Annotated in this window: 14 protein-coding genes; 2 read left to right on the top strand and 12 right to left on the bottom strand. The window is 65.1% G+C overall.

All coding sequences use genetic code 11. From position 1 onward, the window contains the following. Positions 1-4 precede the first annotated feature (4 nt). The 12 genes from ACE3TQ_RS02235 to ACE3TQ_RS02180 form a co-directional block, all read right to left on the bottom strand. Positions 5-277, bottom strand: coding sequence for a hypothetical protein (locus tag ACE3TQ_RS02235; RefSeq protein WP_374580288.1), 273 nt, complete (start codon positions 275-277; stop codon positions 5-7). A 9-nt stretch (positions 278-286) separates the two neighbouring features. Next, complete coding sequence (locus ACE3TQ_RS02230) at positions 287-1,852, bottom strand: type II and III secretion system protein family protein (protein ID WP_374580287.1); 1,566 nt, start codon at positions 1,850-1,852, stop codon at positions 287-289. Between the two features lie 13 nt (positions 1,853-1,865). Further along, positions 1,866-2,714, bottom strand: coding sequence for a Flp pilus assembly protein CpaB (gene cpaB / locus ACE3TQ_RS02225; RefSeq protein WP_374580285.1), 849 nt, complete (start codon positions 2,712-2,714; stop codon positions 1,866-1,868). Positions 2,715-2,727: 13 nt separating this feature from the next. After that, a complete protein-coding gene (locus ACE3TQ_RS02220; RefSeq protein WP_374580284.1) occupies positions 2,728-4,044 on the bottom strand; it encodes an ATP-binding protein in 1,317 nt (438 codons plus the stop codon). Between the two features lie 12 nt (positions 4,045-4,056). Continuing rightward, a complete protein-coding gene (locus ACE3TQ_RS02215) occupies positions 4,057-4,677 on the bottom strand; it encodes an isoprenylcysteine carboxylmethyltransferase family protein (protein ID WP_374580283.1) in 621 nt (206 codons plus the stop codon). Continuing rightward, on the bottom strand, positions 4,674-5,258 hold the full coding sequence (locus tag ACE3TQ_RS02210) for a prepilin peptidase (RefSeq protein ID WP_374580282.1): 585 nt from the start codon (positions 5,256-5,258) through the stop codon (positions 4,674-4,676). The genes ACE3TQ_RS02215 and ACE3TQ_RS02210 overlap by 4 nt, the downstream gene beginning before the upstream one ends. Further along, positions 5,255-6,307, bottom strand: coding sequence for a phosphatase PAP2 family protein (locus tag ACE3TQ_RS02205; RefSeq protein ID WP_374580281.1), 1,053 nt, complete (start codon positions 6,305-6,307; stop codon positions 5,255-5,257). The genes ACE3TQ_RS02210 and ACE3TQ_RS02205 overlap by 4 nt, the downstream gene beginning before the upstream one ends. Next, a complete protein-coding gene (locus ACE3TQ_RS02200) occupies positions 6,304-6,480 on the bottom strand; it encodes a Flp family type IVb pilin (protein WP_161026052.1) in 177 nt (58 codons plus the stop codon). The genes ACE3TQ_RS02205 and ACE3TQ_RS02200 overlap by 4 nt, the downstream gene beginning before the upstream one ends. Before the next feature lie 76 nt (positions 6,481-6,556). Continuing rightward, the gene (locus tag ACE3TQ_RS02195) at positions 6,557-6,730 is read right to left on the bottom strand and encodes a Flp family type IVb pilin (protein ID WP_374580280.1); all 174 of its coding nucleotides are present in this window, start codon (positions 6,728-6,730) and stop codon (positions 6,557-6,559) included. A gap of 71 nt (positions 6,731-6,801) precedes the next feature. Beyond that, positions 6,802-6,945 (bottom strand): hypothetical protein, encoded by a 144-nt coding sequence (locus tag ACE3TQ_RS02190; protein WP_374580279.1) that lies wholly within the window; start codon positions 6,943-6,945, stop codon positions 6,802-6,804. Between the two features lie 248 nt (positions 6,946-7,193). Then, positions 7,194-7,883 (bottom strand): response regulator, encoded by a 690-nt coding sequence (locus ACE3TQ_RS02185; RefSeq protein WP_374580278.1) that lies wholly within the window; start codon positions 7,881-7,883, stop codon positions 7,194-7,196. A 7-nt stretch (positions 7,884-7,890) separates the two neighbouring features. Further along, a complete protein-coding gene (locus ACE3TQ_RS02180) occupies positions 7,891-9,552 on the bottom strand; it encodes a sensor histidine kinase (protein ID WP_374580277.1) in 1,662 nt (553 codons plus the stop codon). A 158-nt stretch (positions 9,553-9,710) separates the two neighbouring features. Here ACE3TQ_RS02180 and htpG point away from each other — a divergent pair, with 158 nt between their 5' ends. Then, positions 9,711-11,591 carry a molecular chaperone HtpG gene (gene htpG, locus ACE3TQ_RS02175; protein WP_374580276.1) on the top strand — a complete coding sequence of 627 codons (1,881 nt, stop codon included), beginning with the start codon at positions 9,711-9,713 and terminating at the stop codon, positions 11,589-11,591. A gap of 106 nt (positions 11,592-11,697) precedes the next feature. Next, a complete protein-coding gene (locus tag ACE3TQ_RS02170; protein ID WP_374580275.1) occupies positions 11,698-12,297 on the top strand; it encodes a hypothetical protein in 600 nt (199 codons plus the stop codon). Positions 12,298-12,347: the final 50 nt, after the last annotated feature.

Genomic DNA, 12,347 nt, shown 5'->3' with positions numbered 1-12,347 from the left:
CCTCCTATTTACCCAGACCGATGGTGAAGCCGCTGGTCTTCTCGGGCGCCTTGAACGACTTCAGGTACTGGTCGTAGCCCAGCTTGGCGGTGGCGGCGGGCATGCCGCTGGCGGTGGCCATATTGCGGTCGGCGCCGGGGTTGATGACCTGGGCATTTTTCATGTCGGTCAACGAGCGGCCCAGCACCTGGTCGGCGTGCGGCGCGGGGGCGGCGCAGGCGGCCAGCGTCAGGGGCAGCAGGGCGGTGCCAGCGGCGCGCAGGAAGGATGGGTTCATGGTGGGCTCCTAGTTCAGGTCAAAGCCGCCGCTGCCGGCTGGCTTGGCGGGCTGGTTCTGCGGTTTATTCTCTTGCGGCGGCGGGCCTTCCAGCTTGCCGTTCATGATGCGCGAGACGCGGCTTGGGTCGGTGACCTGGGCGGTCGGCAGGCGCTCGGCGAAGTCGGGCGGCAGCGGCTTGACCAGGCGCGGCGTGATCACGAACACCAGCTCCGAGCGGTCGTTCTGGAAGTCGTTGGAGCGGAACAGGGCGCCCAGCACCGGCACCTCGCCCAGCACCGGCAGCGCCTTGATATTGGTGGTGGTGCTGTTCTTGATCAGGCCACCGATGGCGAAGCTCTGGCCGTCGTACAGCTGCACCACGGTGGAGGCGCGGCGGGTGGTGAAGGAGGGCAGGATGGCGACGCCGTTCACGCCGCTGGCGGAAATGCCCACGCCCTCTTTGTTCAGCTCCGACACTTCCGGCGCCACCTTCAGGTTGATGCGGCCGTCGGCCAGCACGGTCGGGGTGAACTTGACGGCCACGCCGAACTCCTTCTCTTCCAGCGTGACGCGGGTGAAGCCGCCTTCCGGGGTCGAGGAGACCGGGATGTAGATGCGGCCGCCGGCCAGGAACGAGGCTTCCTGGCCGCTGATGGCCATCACGTTCGGCTCGGCCAGCATCTTCACCAGGCCGTCGCGCTTTTGCGCGTCGATGGTGAGGAAGTTGCCGTTGCGCCGGTTGAAGGCGTCCAGCAGGCCCGGGTTGCCGGTCAGGAGGTTGGACAGCAGGGTGTAGGTCCAGTTGCCGATGGCGTGGCTGGCGCCGATGCTGGCGCCCAGCTGGTCGACCAGCGATTTGGAGACCTCGGCCACCTTCACCTCCAGCATCACCTGCTGCGGCGCCGCCACCGTCATCATGTTGATGATCTTGATCGAGATGCCGCCTTCGCCCTGCGCGTTGCCGCCACCGCCGCTGGCGCCGGGGCTGGCCGCGCCCGGGCCGCCGCCGGACGGGCGCGCGCGCGAGATGAAGGCGTTGGCCAGCTGCAGCACATGGTCGGCCATTACCACGTCGGGCACCACGCCGCTCAGCATGATGGAGTCGGCCGCCGGGGTCACCTTGACCATGCCTTTCTGGCCGGTCAGCTTGTCGACGCCGTCCTGCAGCGTCGCCACGTCGGTGCTGACGGTCAGGTCGGCGATGATGGTATCGCCGGTCTTTTGCCAAAGGATCAGGTTGGTGGTGCCGACCGTGCGGCCCAGCATGTACAGTTCTTTCGGATTGAGCAGGATCACGTCGGCGATGCGGGCGTCGCCCACCGCCACGCGCGCGGCCGGATGCTGCAGGCGAACGATGCTGGATTTGCCCTCGGCCAGCTGCATGGCCGGCGCCAGCTCGGTGCGGCCCTCGGTCACCGGCAGCGTGCCCGGCGCCTTGGCCTCCATGGCCGGCCTGGCCTTGGCTTTGGCCTTCGGTTGCTGCGTCACCACGGCTGCTTCGGCCGCCACTTGCGCGGCGGCGGGCGGGAGCAGGGCGGGCACGGCGAACAGGGCGCCGAGGATGGCTGGTACAGCAGTGCTGATCCGTTTCATGGGTAGGCTCCGTTCAGAATTGTTGGCTGCTGCGATCCAGTCCTTTGATCACTTCTACTTTCACCCCCGGCGCCGGCACGGTGGCGACCTTGCGCACCGGGGCCGGCTTGGGCGCCGGTGCGGCGGCTTTCGGCGCCGGCGCCGGGGCTGCCGCCACTTGCGGGCCGAGCAGGCTGGTTTTGGTGGCGCCGCTGGTCAGGGCCGGGTTGGGGTCGACCTGGTTGCGCAGCACCAGCGACAGGCTGCCGACGCTGCGCGCCAGGTCCAGCTTCTCCACCTGCTCCGGCGTCAGCTCCAGCGTGACGGCGTTCACCACCTTCGGCTTGGTCTCGTCGCGCGAGGATTCCTGCGCCACGGCCAGCACCAGGATGCGCTCCAGCACGATCTTGGAGATGGTCGGGTCCTTGTTGGCGCGCGGCCCTTCTTCCTGGGTGTTGACCAGGATGTCGACATAGTTGCCGGGCAGGGCGAAGCCGGCCACGCCCACCACGTCGTTCACGCGCACAGTCATGGCGCGCTTGCCTTCGGCCACCACCGCCGACAGGCCGCCCTGGGTGCCGGGCGGCGCCAGCTTGCTCTCCAGGATAGGTTCGCCGCGCGTGATGCTGCTCTTGGTGACGCGCGACTCCAGCAGCTTGTCGTCCTTGATGGCGCCGGGCGGCTGCACCGAGGCCGGCCAGTCCACCAGGCGCACCATGTCGGGCGTGATGCGCGCGCCCAGGCTGATGTCGACCTGCGCCACCGCGACCTTGGCGGTGTTGCCGGTGGCTTGCGCGTTGATCCAGCGCGCCGCCACCACCACCGCCACGAAGGCCAGTGCGATGGCTACCACCATCATGATCATTGCTCGCGTATTCCTCATGATTTTCCCCTAGTCACGCAGCTGCAAAATAGTTGTTCCAGGCCCACTCCAGCGATCCGACATCGAGCGTTGGCAGGCGTCCTTCATAGGCGGCCAGGTCGCGCAGTTGCGAGATCAGGTCGCGCGGGTAGCAGGCCATCAGCGGCCGTTGCTGCAGCTGGTGGTGGCGCATCAGCCAGGCGAAGGTTTCGGCGTCGAACGGCACCGAGTAGCGCTGGCACACCTGGCGGAACACGGTCTCGTACTGCTCCGGCTGCAGCGGGCCGACGTGGATCTTGTAGCCCAGGCGGCGCAGGAAGGAGCCGTCGGCCAGCGAGTCGGGCGGCAGGTTGGAGGAGAAGATCACCACCACGTCGAACGGCACCGGGAACTTATAGCCGTTCTGCAGCGACAGGTAGTCGACCTGGCGGTCCATCGGCACGATCCAGCGGTTCATCAGCTCCACCGGCGAGCAGCGCTGGCGCCCCAGGTCGTCGATGATGAAGATGCCGCCATTGGCCTTCAGGTGCGGCGGCGCCTGGTACAGGCGGGTGGTCGGGTCGAAGCGCAGGTCCAGCATGTCCAGCGTCAGCTCGCCGCCGCAGATCACGGCCGGGCGCTGGCTGCGCACCCAGCGCTGGTCGCGCGGCGTGCGGCGGTCGAACAGCATGCCGGGCGGCGCGCTGTCTTCGATCGCGGTATGCACCACCGGGTCGAACACGGGGATGATGTCGCCGTCCACCAGCAGCGCGTGCGGCACCGCGATCTGGCCGTTGAGCAGGCCGTTCAGGCGCTCGGCCAGGTAGGTCTTGCCGCTGCCGGCCGGACCGTGCACGAAGATGGCGCGGCCGGAGTTCATGGCGGCGCCCAGCTGGTCCAGTACGGCGGGGCTGGCGACGATGCCGTTGAACACCTTGCGGATGTCGTCGCGCTTGATGCGCATTTGCGCCACGCTGTGGCCTTTCACGCGCTCGGCGTAGTCGGCAAAGGTGACCGGGGCCGCGCCGGCATAGGCGTCGCGCCGCACGAACTCGGCGGCGCGGGCGCGGCCGGCGTCGGTCAGGTTGTAGACGATGTCGGCATCGGTGTTGCTGATCCCGCGCCGCATCATTTCGATCAGCTTCTCGGTGCGCATGAAAGCGATCACGGGGTCCAGCACCGACAGCGGCAGCTTGAGGTGGCTGGCCAGCTCGTTCAGCTTGATCTGGCCGCGCTGGTACAGGATCTTGGAGGTCAGCTCCACCAGCAGCAGGAAGGGCAGGCCGGTCTCCTCCACCGTGCGCGGGGCGGGCACGCGCAGCGGGTCGTCGGCCCAGGGGCGCTTGCTTGGTTCTTCAAAGTCGGCAGGCATGGCGGGCCCCTTTCAATAGACCAGTGGCAGGACGCGGTACTTCACGCGGCGCATGTACAGCACATAGTCGCTGTCGCGCGCCAGGAAGCGCTCCTCGCGGTACAGGCGCGCGACCAGCAGCGCGGCGGCGGCCAGGCAGGCCAGGACGTTGCTGGTGCTGGTGTTCGACAGCACATAGCCCACGTAGCCGAGCAGGTAGCTGGCATACAGCGGATGGCGGATCAGGCGGTACATGCCGCGGGTCTTGATCACGCGCCGCGCCGCCACCAGGCCGAAGCTGCGGTTGAGCGAGAGCAGGCCGGCGATCTGGATGGCGATGGCCGCCACCATCAGCACGCGCGCCGCCGGCAGCAAGGCCTGTTCGGCGGCAGGGATGAAAAGGAAAGGGGCGCCGGTGGAAGCGATGGCCAGCGTCCAGTCCAGCGGCGAGTGCGAGACCGCGGCCGGCTCCGAGCGCAGCACGAACAGCACGGCCACCAGCGTTTCCGAGGCCACGAACAGCAGGTAGCTCCAGTCGCCGCTGGCCTGGAAGGCGCGCCAGTGGGCCAGCGAGAACAGCAGCCAGATGCAGGCCAGCGCCGTGGTGGCCAGCACGTTGACGGCGCGCGAGCCGAGGAGTGGGGTGTGGGTCATAGCATGCTCCAGCCGAAGTAGCGGGTCGACAACAGGTAAGCCACGGTGCCGGTGGCAATCGCCACCGCGTAAGGCAGCTGGCCGGTGGCGGTGACCGGGGCATCGACGCGGGCGCTGCCGCCGGCCAGGCCGCGCAGCACGCTGCCCAGCACCATGAGCTTGACGTTGCCGGCCACCTTGCGCAGGCTGCCCTGGAACAGCGCCACCAGCAGGGCCAGCACGCCGCCGGCCAGCACGCTGGACAGGCCGGCGCCCAGCGTGTCGAGCGGGCCGAGGAAGGCGCCGATGGCGGCCATCAGCTTGACGTCGCCGGCACCCATGGCGCCCAGCGCATACATCGGCAGCAACAGCAGCAGGCCCAGGGCCATGCCGGCCAGGCCCTTCAGGAAGCCCAGCGCGCCAAACGGTTCGCTGAACAGGCCCGCGCCCGGCGTCACCGTGGCCTGCAGCGCCAGGCCGGCCAGCAGGCCCGCCAGCACCAGCTGGTTGGGGATGCGGCGGCTGCGCACATCGGTGGCAACGGCCCACGCCAGCAGGATGGCCAGCAGCAGGGCGGGCACGGCGCTGCGCACATCCATCATGGCGCGCTCCGTTGCACGATGCGGCCGCTGATATGCCAGATGATCCAGGCGCCCAGGCCGCCCACATAGCCGTCCAGCGCGTAATGCCAGGCCAGGTGTACCGAACCGACCATGACCAGGACGGCGAAAACGGTGAGGGCGATGCCGGCGGCGCGGTTCAGGCGCCAGCCCAGCAGGGACAGCAGCACGGCGGTGCCGACGTGCATGCTCGGCATGGCGGCAATGCTCAAGGCATTGTGGCCGGAATTGGTGGTGTAGTCGGTCCACAGCATGTCCTGCACCTGCAGGGCCAGCACCGGGATGGTCTTGTCCGCCTCGCGCAGCAGCGCCATCTGCGCCGCGAAGGGATCGGCGCCGGCCACCACATGGCCGTAATAACAGGGGCCGACCGAGGAGAAGAACAGGGCCACGACATTGCCCAGCACGATCCAGCTCAGCACGAAGCTCAGCATGAACTGCATGCGCAGCGCACGCCGCTCCATATTGAAGGCCAGCCAGTAGATGGTGGCGAACATGATGAAGAACCACAGGTGGTAGTTGTAGTTGACGACGGCCGTCATCAGCGGCGAGCCGAACACCGGCTGCAGCCACTCCCATGGCTGGCGGCCGAAATGCAGCCAGGCGTCGGCGGCGGCCAGGCGCGCATCCCAGGCGAAGGGCTGGAACATCGGCACGGCGGCTTTCACCACGGTGAAGCTGGCGGCAAACAGCGGGATCATGGCCAGCACCGGCACGGCGAACAGCAGGCGCTCCATGGTCAGGTAGGCGGCCAGGTGCTGGCGCAGGTAGCGCACCAGCTGCGCCGGGCGTTTGAAGACCATCACATAAATCGTATAGCCGCACAGGGCGAACACCAGGCCCATGGCCAGGCTGCCAAGATAGCCTGGCAGCTGCAGGTTCTGGCGGTATTTATCCGGGAAGGCCCAGCACAGGGCCAGCGCCACGCAGAAGTGGACGGCCACCACCGACAGCAGCACGGCGTGTTCGGCGAACAGCTTGCGCAGCAACAGGCCGCGGGCTGCGATGGGCGTGGTGAGGACGGCGCTCATGATATGGCCTGGTCGACTTTGGATGACACGTAGTTGAAAAGGGCTTGCACTTGCGTGCCGACAAAGGTGATGCTGGCGACGATGATGACCGCGATCAGTCCGGCCAGCAGGGCGTACTCGATGGCGGTGACGGCGCTGTCATTGCGGAGGAAGCGTTCGATGGGGTTCTGCACGATCATCCTCCCGAACCAAGGGAAAAAAAACGCCCGGGAAAGTGGGGGAACTTCCCCGGGCACAGGCACGTATTGCTTAGCTGTTGGCGGTTTGCAGCTTGCTGCCGATCTTGTCGAAGGTCTTGTCCAGTTCGGTACCGACCAGCTTGACGGCAGCAATGATCACCACGGCGATCAGGGCGGCGATCAGGCCATATTCGATAGCGGTCACGCCTTGTTCATCGCGGATGAATTTTTGAATGGCTTTCATGATGATTCCTTTCAGGACTTATGTAATGAATTGCACCAAAGTGTTTGCAGCTCCACGGAACCCAGCCCGCTTTACCTGCCTTTTCCAAGCGCCAGAAGCACAATGATGCCGACGACAACTGTCAGTGAGGCTACAAGTACATATTCGTAAAACATGCCACCCCGTTCATCGCTGATGAAGCTGTCGACTTCCGTGGGCAGTAATGGATCACGCATGCTGTACTCCGGACATGGTTGTGTTGGCCTTGCCTGGTTCTAGTCTCAGCCGACATGTCTGCCGTGCTGATGAGTTCACTTTAGGCGTGGGCACTTTGACTTCCATCAAACAGATGTCCTTTTGTGTGCAGGACAGCTGTCACTTTTTTCTGTGACAATTCGGGACATTTGTCCCGGTTCAATGAAGATGTGCAGGAAGAAATATTTTCGGCGCTACTGCCGCTAGGGGCCAGCAGGCGGGGGAACTACTACAGGTCGGCCTGGTCGAGCCGATGCTTGGTCGCGAACACGTACAGGTCAAGCCGGTTGGACACGCCGAGCTTATGGTAGATGGCCGTCAAATGGTTGCGCAAAGTGTGTTCGGAGATAAATAACTGTTGCGCCAAAGCCTTGTTCACTGCGCCGCCACCTGTTGCAATCAGGCTGCAGATGCGCCTTTCCTTGGCGGTCAGCTGGGCAATCTTGTCCATATCGGGGTCCTGGCGCCGCGTCGCCTGCGGGTTGCGCATGGCTTCGAACACGCGGCTCAGCATGGGGCCATCGAGCCACAGTTCGCCCTGGTAGACCTTTTCGATGGCCTTCAGCACGGTCTCCGCCGGCTCGTCCTTGCTGACCACGCCGCGCGCGCCCAGCATCACCGCCTTGTCCAGCAGCTCGCGGTCACGCGTGCCGGACAGCACCAGCACGCGCGCGCCGTTGCAGCCAGCCAGCAGGCGCGGCATGATGTCGAGCGAGCAGGTGCCGCCCAGGTCGATATCGAGCAGGATCACATCCGGCACCACCTCGGCTGCCATGGCCAGCGCGCTGTCGCAGTCGCGCGCCGTGCCGACCACCACCATGTGCGTGGCTTCGCTTTCAATCAGCTTGCCCAGACCCCACAGCAGGGTCTTGTGGTCATCGACCAGCATGATGCGGATTCGTTTGTCGGACGGGGCCATGTCTACCTCACACCGGAATGACGATCTGGACTGCAGTGTTGTTCTGGCGGCCGCGCTGGACGCGCGCCACGCCGCCCAGGGCGGCAGCGCGCTCAGCGATCGAGCTAGGAGTAAAGTCTAGCACCGGCTGGCCCGAACATTCATTCTCAATCCGCACAGTCAGCTGGCCGGCGGTGCAGGCCAGTTCGATGAAGCCGTTGCGCGCCGTTGTGTGCTTGCAGATATTACTCATGCCCTCGTTGACGATCTGGAACACCTCGGCCGCCAGGCGGTCGCTCATGTGCAGCTCGCCCTTGGTTTCCACGTTGATGTGCACGTCGTAGAACTGGCGCACCTGGGTGGCCTGGCGCCGCAGCGCGATCAGCAGTTCCGGCTCCTTCATTTCCAGCCCGCCGCGCAGGCTCTTGGCATAGTTGCGCAGGTCGCGGATCACTTGCGAGGTCATGTCCAGCAGGTTGTCCAGGTCCGGCACCAGCGGGTTGCCCGGGTCGGCTTTCAGGCGGATGCCGGAGACGCCATGGCGCAAGCCGATATAGGGCTGGATCGTGGTGTCGTGCAAGTCGCGCGCGATGCGCTCGCGCTCGCGCAGCACCGCTTCCGATGCCATGCGGTCCAGCAGCTCGATGTTTTCGATCACCGGGAAGGCCTGGGCCGCGATCTGCAGCAGGAACAGGGCGTCGGACTTGGAGAAATGGTGGCGCTGCGAGACCACGATCAGCCGTCCCGAACCGCGCCGCAGCGGCAGCGGCACCGCGATCAGCGAGCGCGCATCGAGCAGTTCGGCCAGGGTTTCGCCGGCTTCCGCCGCTTCGGCCACCCAGCGCTGGTGCTCGCGGTCGTAGCTCCTGAGCTGCATGACGCGCCGCAGCCAGCGCCCGCGCGGCTGGCGCAGCAGCAGGATGGCGTCCTCCCCGCACACCAGCAGCGGCGCGGCGGCGTCCGGCGCCAGGGTGCTGGCGTGGATCGGGCGCCCGGCATTGGCGGCGTTGGCCGCGCGCAGGGTCCAGCTGGCGGCGTTGTTTTCATGCATGAGCAGGATGCAGCTGTGGGCATGGTAGAACTGGCGCGTCTGTTCGAGCACCGAGCTGATGGTGCGGTCCACCCCGAAGCGCGGGTTCGACATCTGGCTCACCGCATGCATCAGCGCCAAGCGCTGGCGCTGGATCATGGCCATGCCGCCCCAGTGCGCGATCATATAGCCCAGGGCCAGCAGGAAGGTGGCGCGCAGCATCAGCAGTGCGATCTCCGCCTCGCTGTGCGTGTACAGCGAAGTGAAGGCGAAGGCCAGCGAGGCCACCATGGTGATGCGCGCGCCTTCCTCGAAACCGTGGCTGAAGGCCGAGGTCAGGATGGCGAAGAAAAACAGCAGGAAATAAAAGCTGGAATCGCCACCGGTGACATACACCATCAGGGTGAACCACCCAACGTCGAGCCAGTACACCAGCTTGCTGCGCACCAGGATGGAGCGGTTGGCCAGCAGCAGCAGGGTCACGCTCTGCAGCACGTAGGCGATGAACACGCCGAGCGACAGCAAGTCGGCGCGGCCGGCCGGTTCCACCACCAGGGTGAACAGGCAGGCCACGGCCAGCACCAGGCGCATCCAGCGCACCATGGAAGCATCCGAAGTGTCCTTCGGCAGGTTGGTGTGCAGCAGGCCCTGGTTGATCACAGTGTCTCCGGCGCTTCTGTTGAATCCATGCTAAGAGAATGACTTCTGGTTGTCTATCACAAGGTTGTTTTTTTGAAACGTTACCGCCCCTTGAAATCGCTTGCAGCGGCCCCAATTACCGCCTTTGGAAACATATCCACAAGACTATTGAGGTAAAAATGGCAGAAAATAAACAAACCATGGGGTTCCAGGCGGAAGTCAAGCAGCTGCTGCAGCTGATGATCCATTCGCTGTATTCGAACAAGGAAATCTTCCTGCGCGAGCTGGTCTCGAACGCTTCCGACGCCGCCGACAAGCTGCGTTTCGAGGCGATCAACAATGACGCGCTGTACGGCGACGACCATGAACTGAAAATCAAGGTCAGCTTCGACAAGGAAGCCCGCACCATCACCATTTCCGACAACGGCATCGGCATGAGCCGCGACGAGGCGATTTCCCACCTCGGCACCATTGCCAAGTCGGGCACCAAAGAGTTCTTCGGCCGCCTGTCCGGCGACCAGCAGAAAGACGCCGCCCTGATCGGCCAGTTCGGCGTCGGCTTCTACTCCGGCTTCATCGTGGCCGACAGGATCACCGTCGAATCGCGCCGCGCCGGCCTGGCCGCCAGCGAAGGCGTGCGCTGGGAGTCGGCCGGCGAGGGCGACTACTCGGTGGAGCAGATCGAGAAAGCCGGCCGCGGCACCGACATCATCCTGCACCTGCGCGAAGGCGAGGACGAGCTGCTGAACGACTGGAAGCTGAAATCCATCATCCGCAAGTATTCCGACCACATCTCGCTGCCGATCCTGATGAAAAAGGATGGCTCGGACGAGCTGGAAACCATCAACCAGGCCAGCGCCCTGTGGGCCCGCAGCAAGAACGAGATCACGCAGGAGCAGTACGACGAGTTCTACAAGCACGTCTCGCACGATTTCGGCGCGCCGCTGACCCATACCCACAACCGGGTGGAAGGCCGCAGCGAGTACACCCAGCTGCTGTACATCCCGGCCAAGGCGCCGTTCGACCTGTGGGACCGCAACAAGCGCGGCGGCATCAAGCTGTACGTCAAGCGCGTCTTCATCATGGACGACGCCGAGCAGCTGATGCCGACCTACCTGCGCTTCGTGAAAGGCGTGATCGACTCGGCCGACCTGCCGCTCAACGTGTCGCGTGAAATCCTGCAGGAGTCGCGCGACGTGAAAGCCATCCGCGAAGGCTCGACCAAGCGCGTGCTGGGCATGCTGGAGGAACTGGCCAACGCCGAAGAGCAGGACAAGAAGGACAAGTACGCCACCTTCTGGAGCGAATTCGGCCAGGTGCTGAAAGAGGGCATCGGCGAAGACTTCGCCAACAAGGAACGCCTGGCCAAGCTGCTGCGCTTCGCCTCCACCCACAACGACAGCGATGTGCAGGACGTGTCGCTGGAAGCCTATGTGGGCCGCATGAAGGAAGGCCAGGACAAGATCTTCTACGTCACCGCCGACAGCTACGCTGCCGCCAAGAACTCGCCGCACCTGGAAATCTTCCGCAAGAAGGGCGTCGAAGTGCTGCTGCTGACCGACCGCGTGGACGAGTGGATGCTGTCCTTCCTGAACGACTTCGAGGGCAAGGAACTGCACTCCGTCGCCAAGGGCGGCCTGGACCTGGGCAAACTGGAGGACGAGGCCGAGAAGAAGGAACACGCCGAGACCGAGACCCAGTACCAGGAACTGGTCGGCAAGATGAAGGAAGCGCTGGCCGACAAAGCCAAGGAAGTGCGCGTCACCTTCCGCCTGACCGACTCGCCGGCCTGCCTGGTGGCGGACGAGCACGAGCTGTCCGGCAACCTGCTGCGCATGCTGAAAGCGGCCGGCCAGGCTGCGCCGGAGTCCAAGCCTATCCTCGAAATCAACCCGCAGCACCCGCTGGTGACGCGCCTGAAGTACGAGGATGCTGCGAGCGACAAGTTCAAGGATTGGGCGCACATCCTGTTCGACCAGGCCCTGCTGGCTGAAGGCGGCACCCTGGCCGACCCGGCCTCCTTCGTCAAACGCATGAACGAGATGCTGCTGTCGAAGTAATCCCTGCCACACCCGGGGCCGCCAGCCGCGCGGCCCCAATTCCATCTTCCCTTTTTGGCAATTTGTTGTGCTATATTGCAACACTTTATTGCTAAACAAGGCCGACATGACCCGCTTCAAAGCGCTGCTGCTGGCAGCACTGATCGCATTGCCGCCTGGCGCCAGTGCGTATACCGCCATTGCCACCATCGACGGCTACGCTTCGCAATCCTGGCACCGCGCCAGCAATTACGCCACGCAGAAAGAGGCGGACAAGGAAGCGCTGCGCGGCTGCCGCGAGGACGCGCAAAAGAGCGGCATCGGCAAACTGGCCAGGCAATGCAAGATCGTGACGCGCGCCAAAATGCCCGGTTACGGCGCCCTGGTGTGCGGCGACAATGGCTGCTCCTGGAGCACCGGCTACGATTCGCGCCAGGCGGCGGTGGACAGCGCCTACGCGGCGTGCGCCAAGAGCTATACGAACTGCCCGGAAAACAATATCCAGAACTGGGAAGACTTTGCCGGCTTCGGCAAGAAGGCCGCCGACGTCAGCGCGCCGGCGGGCGCCGACTGCCGCCCGCGCACCAGTGTCGTGAACTGCCGCTCCGCGTGCACCAACGGCAACTGCCTGATCCAGTATGAGAACGGCTGCAAGATCCGGGTTCAGGTCCAGGGCCGGTTCAACCCCTTCAACAACCAGTGGGAGTATCCGGCGCCGCAGTGCTGACGGCGGCCGGCGCCTGTCGAAGTAATGCAACAAAGGGGCTGCGGCCCCTT

This window comes from Pseudoduganella sp. (assembly GCF_041914865.1).
Classification (GTDB): domain Bacteria; phylum Pseudomonadota; class Gammaproteobacteria; order Burkholderiales; family Burkholderiaceae_D; genus Rugamonas.
This window is presented reverse-complemented; position numbering and strand designations above follow the sequence as displayed.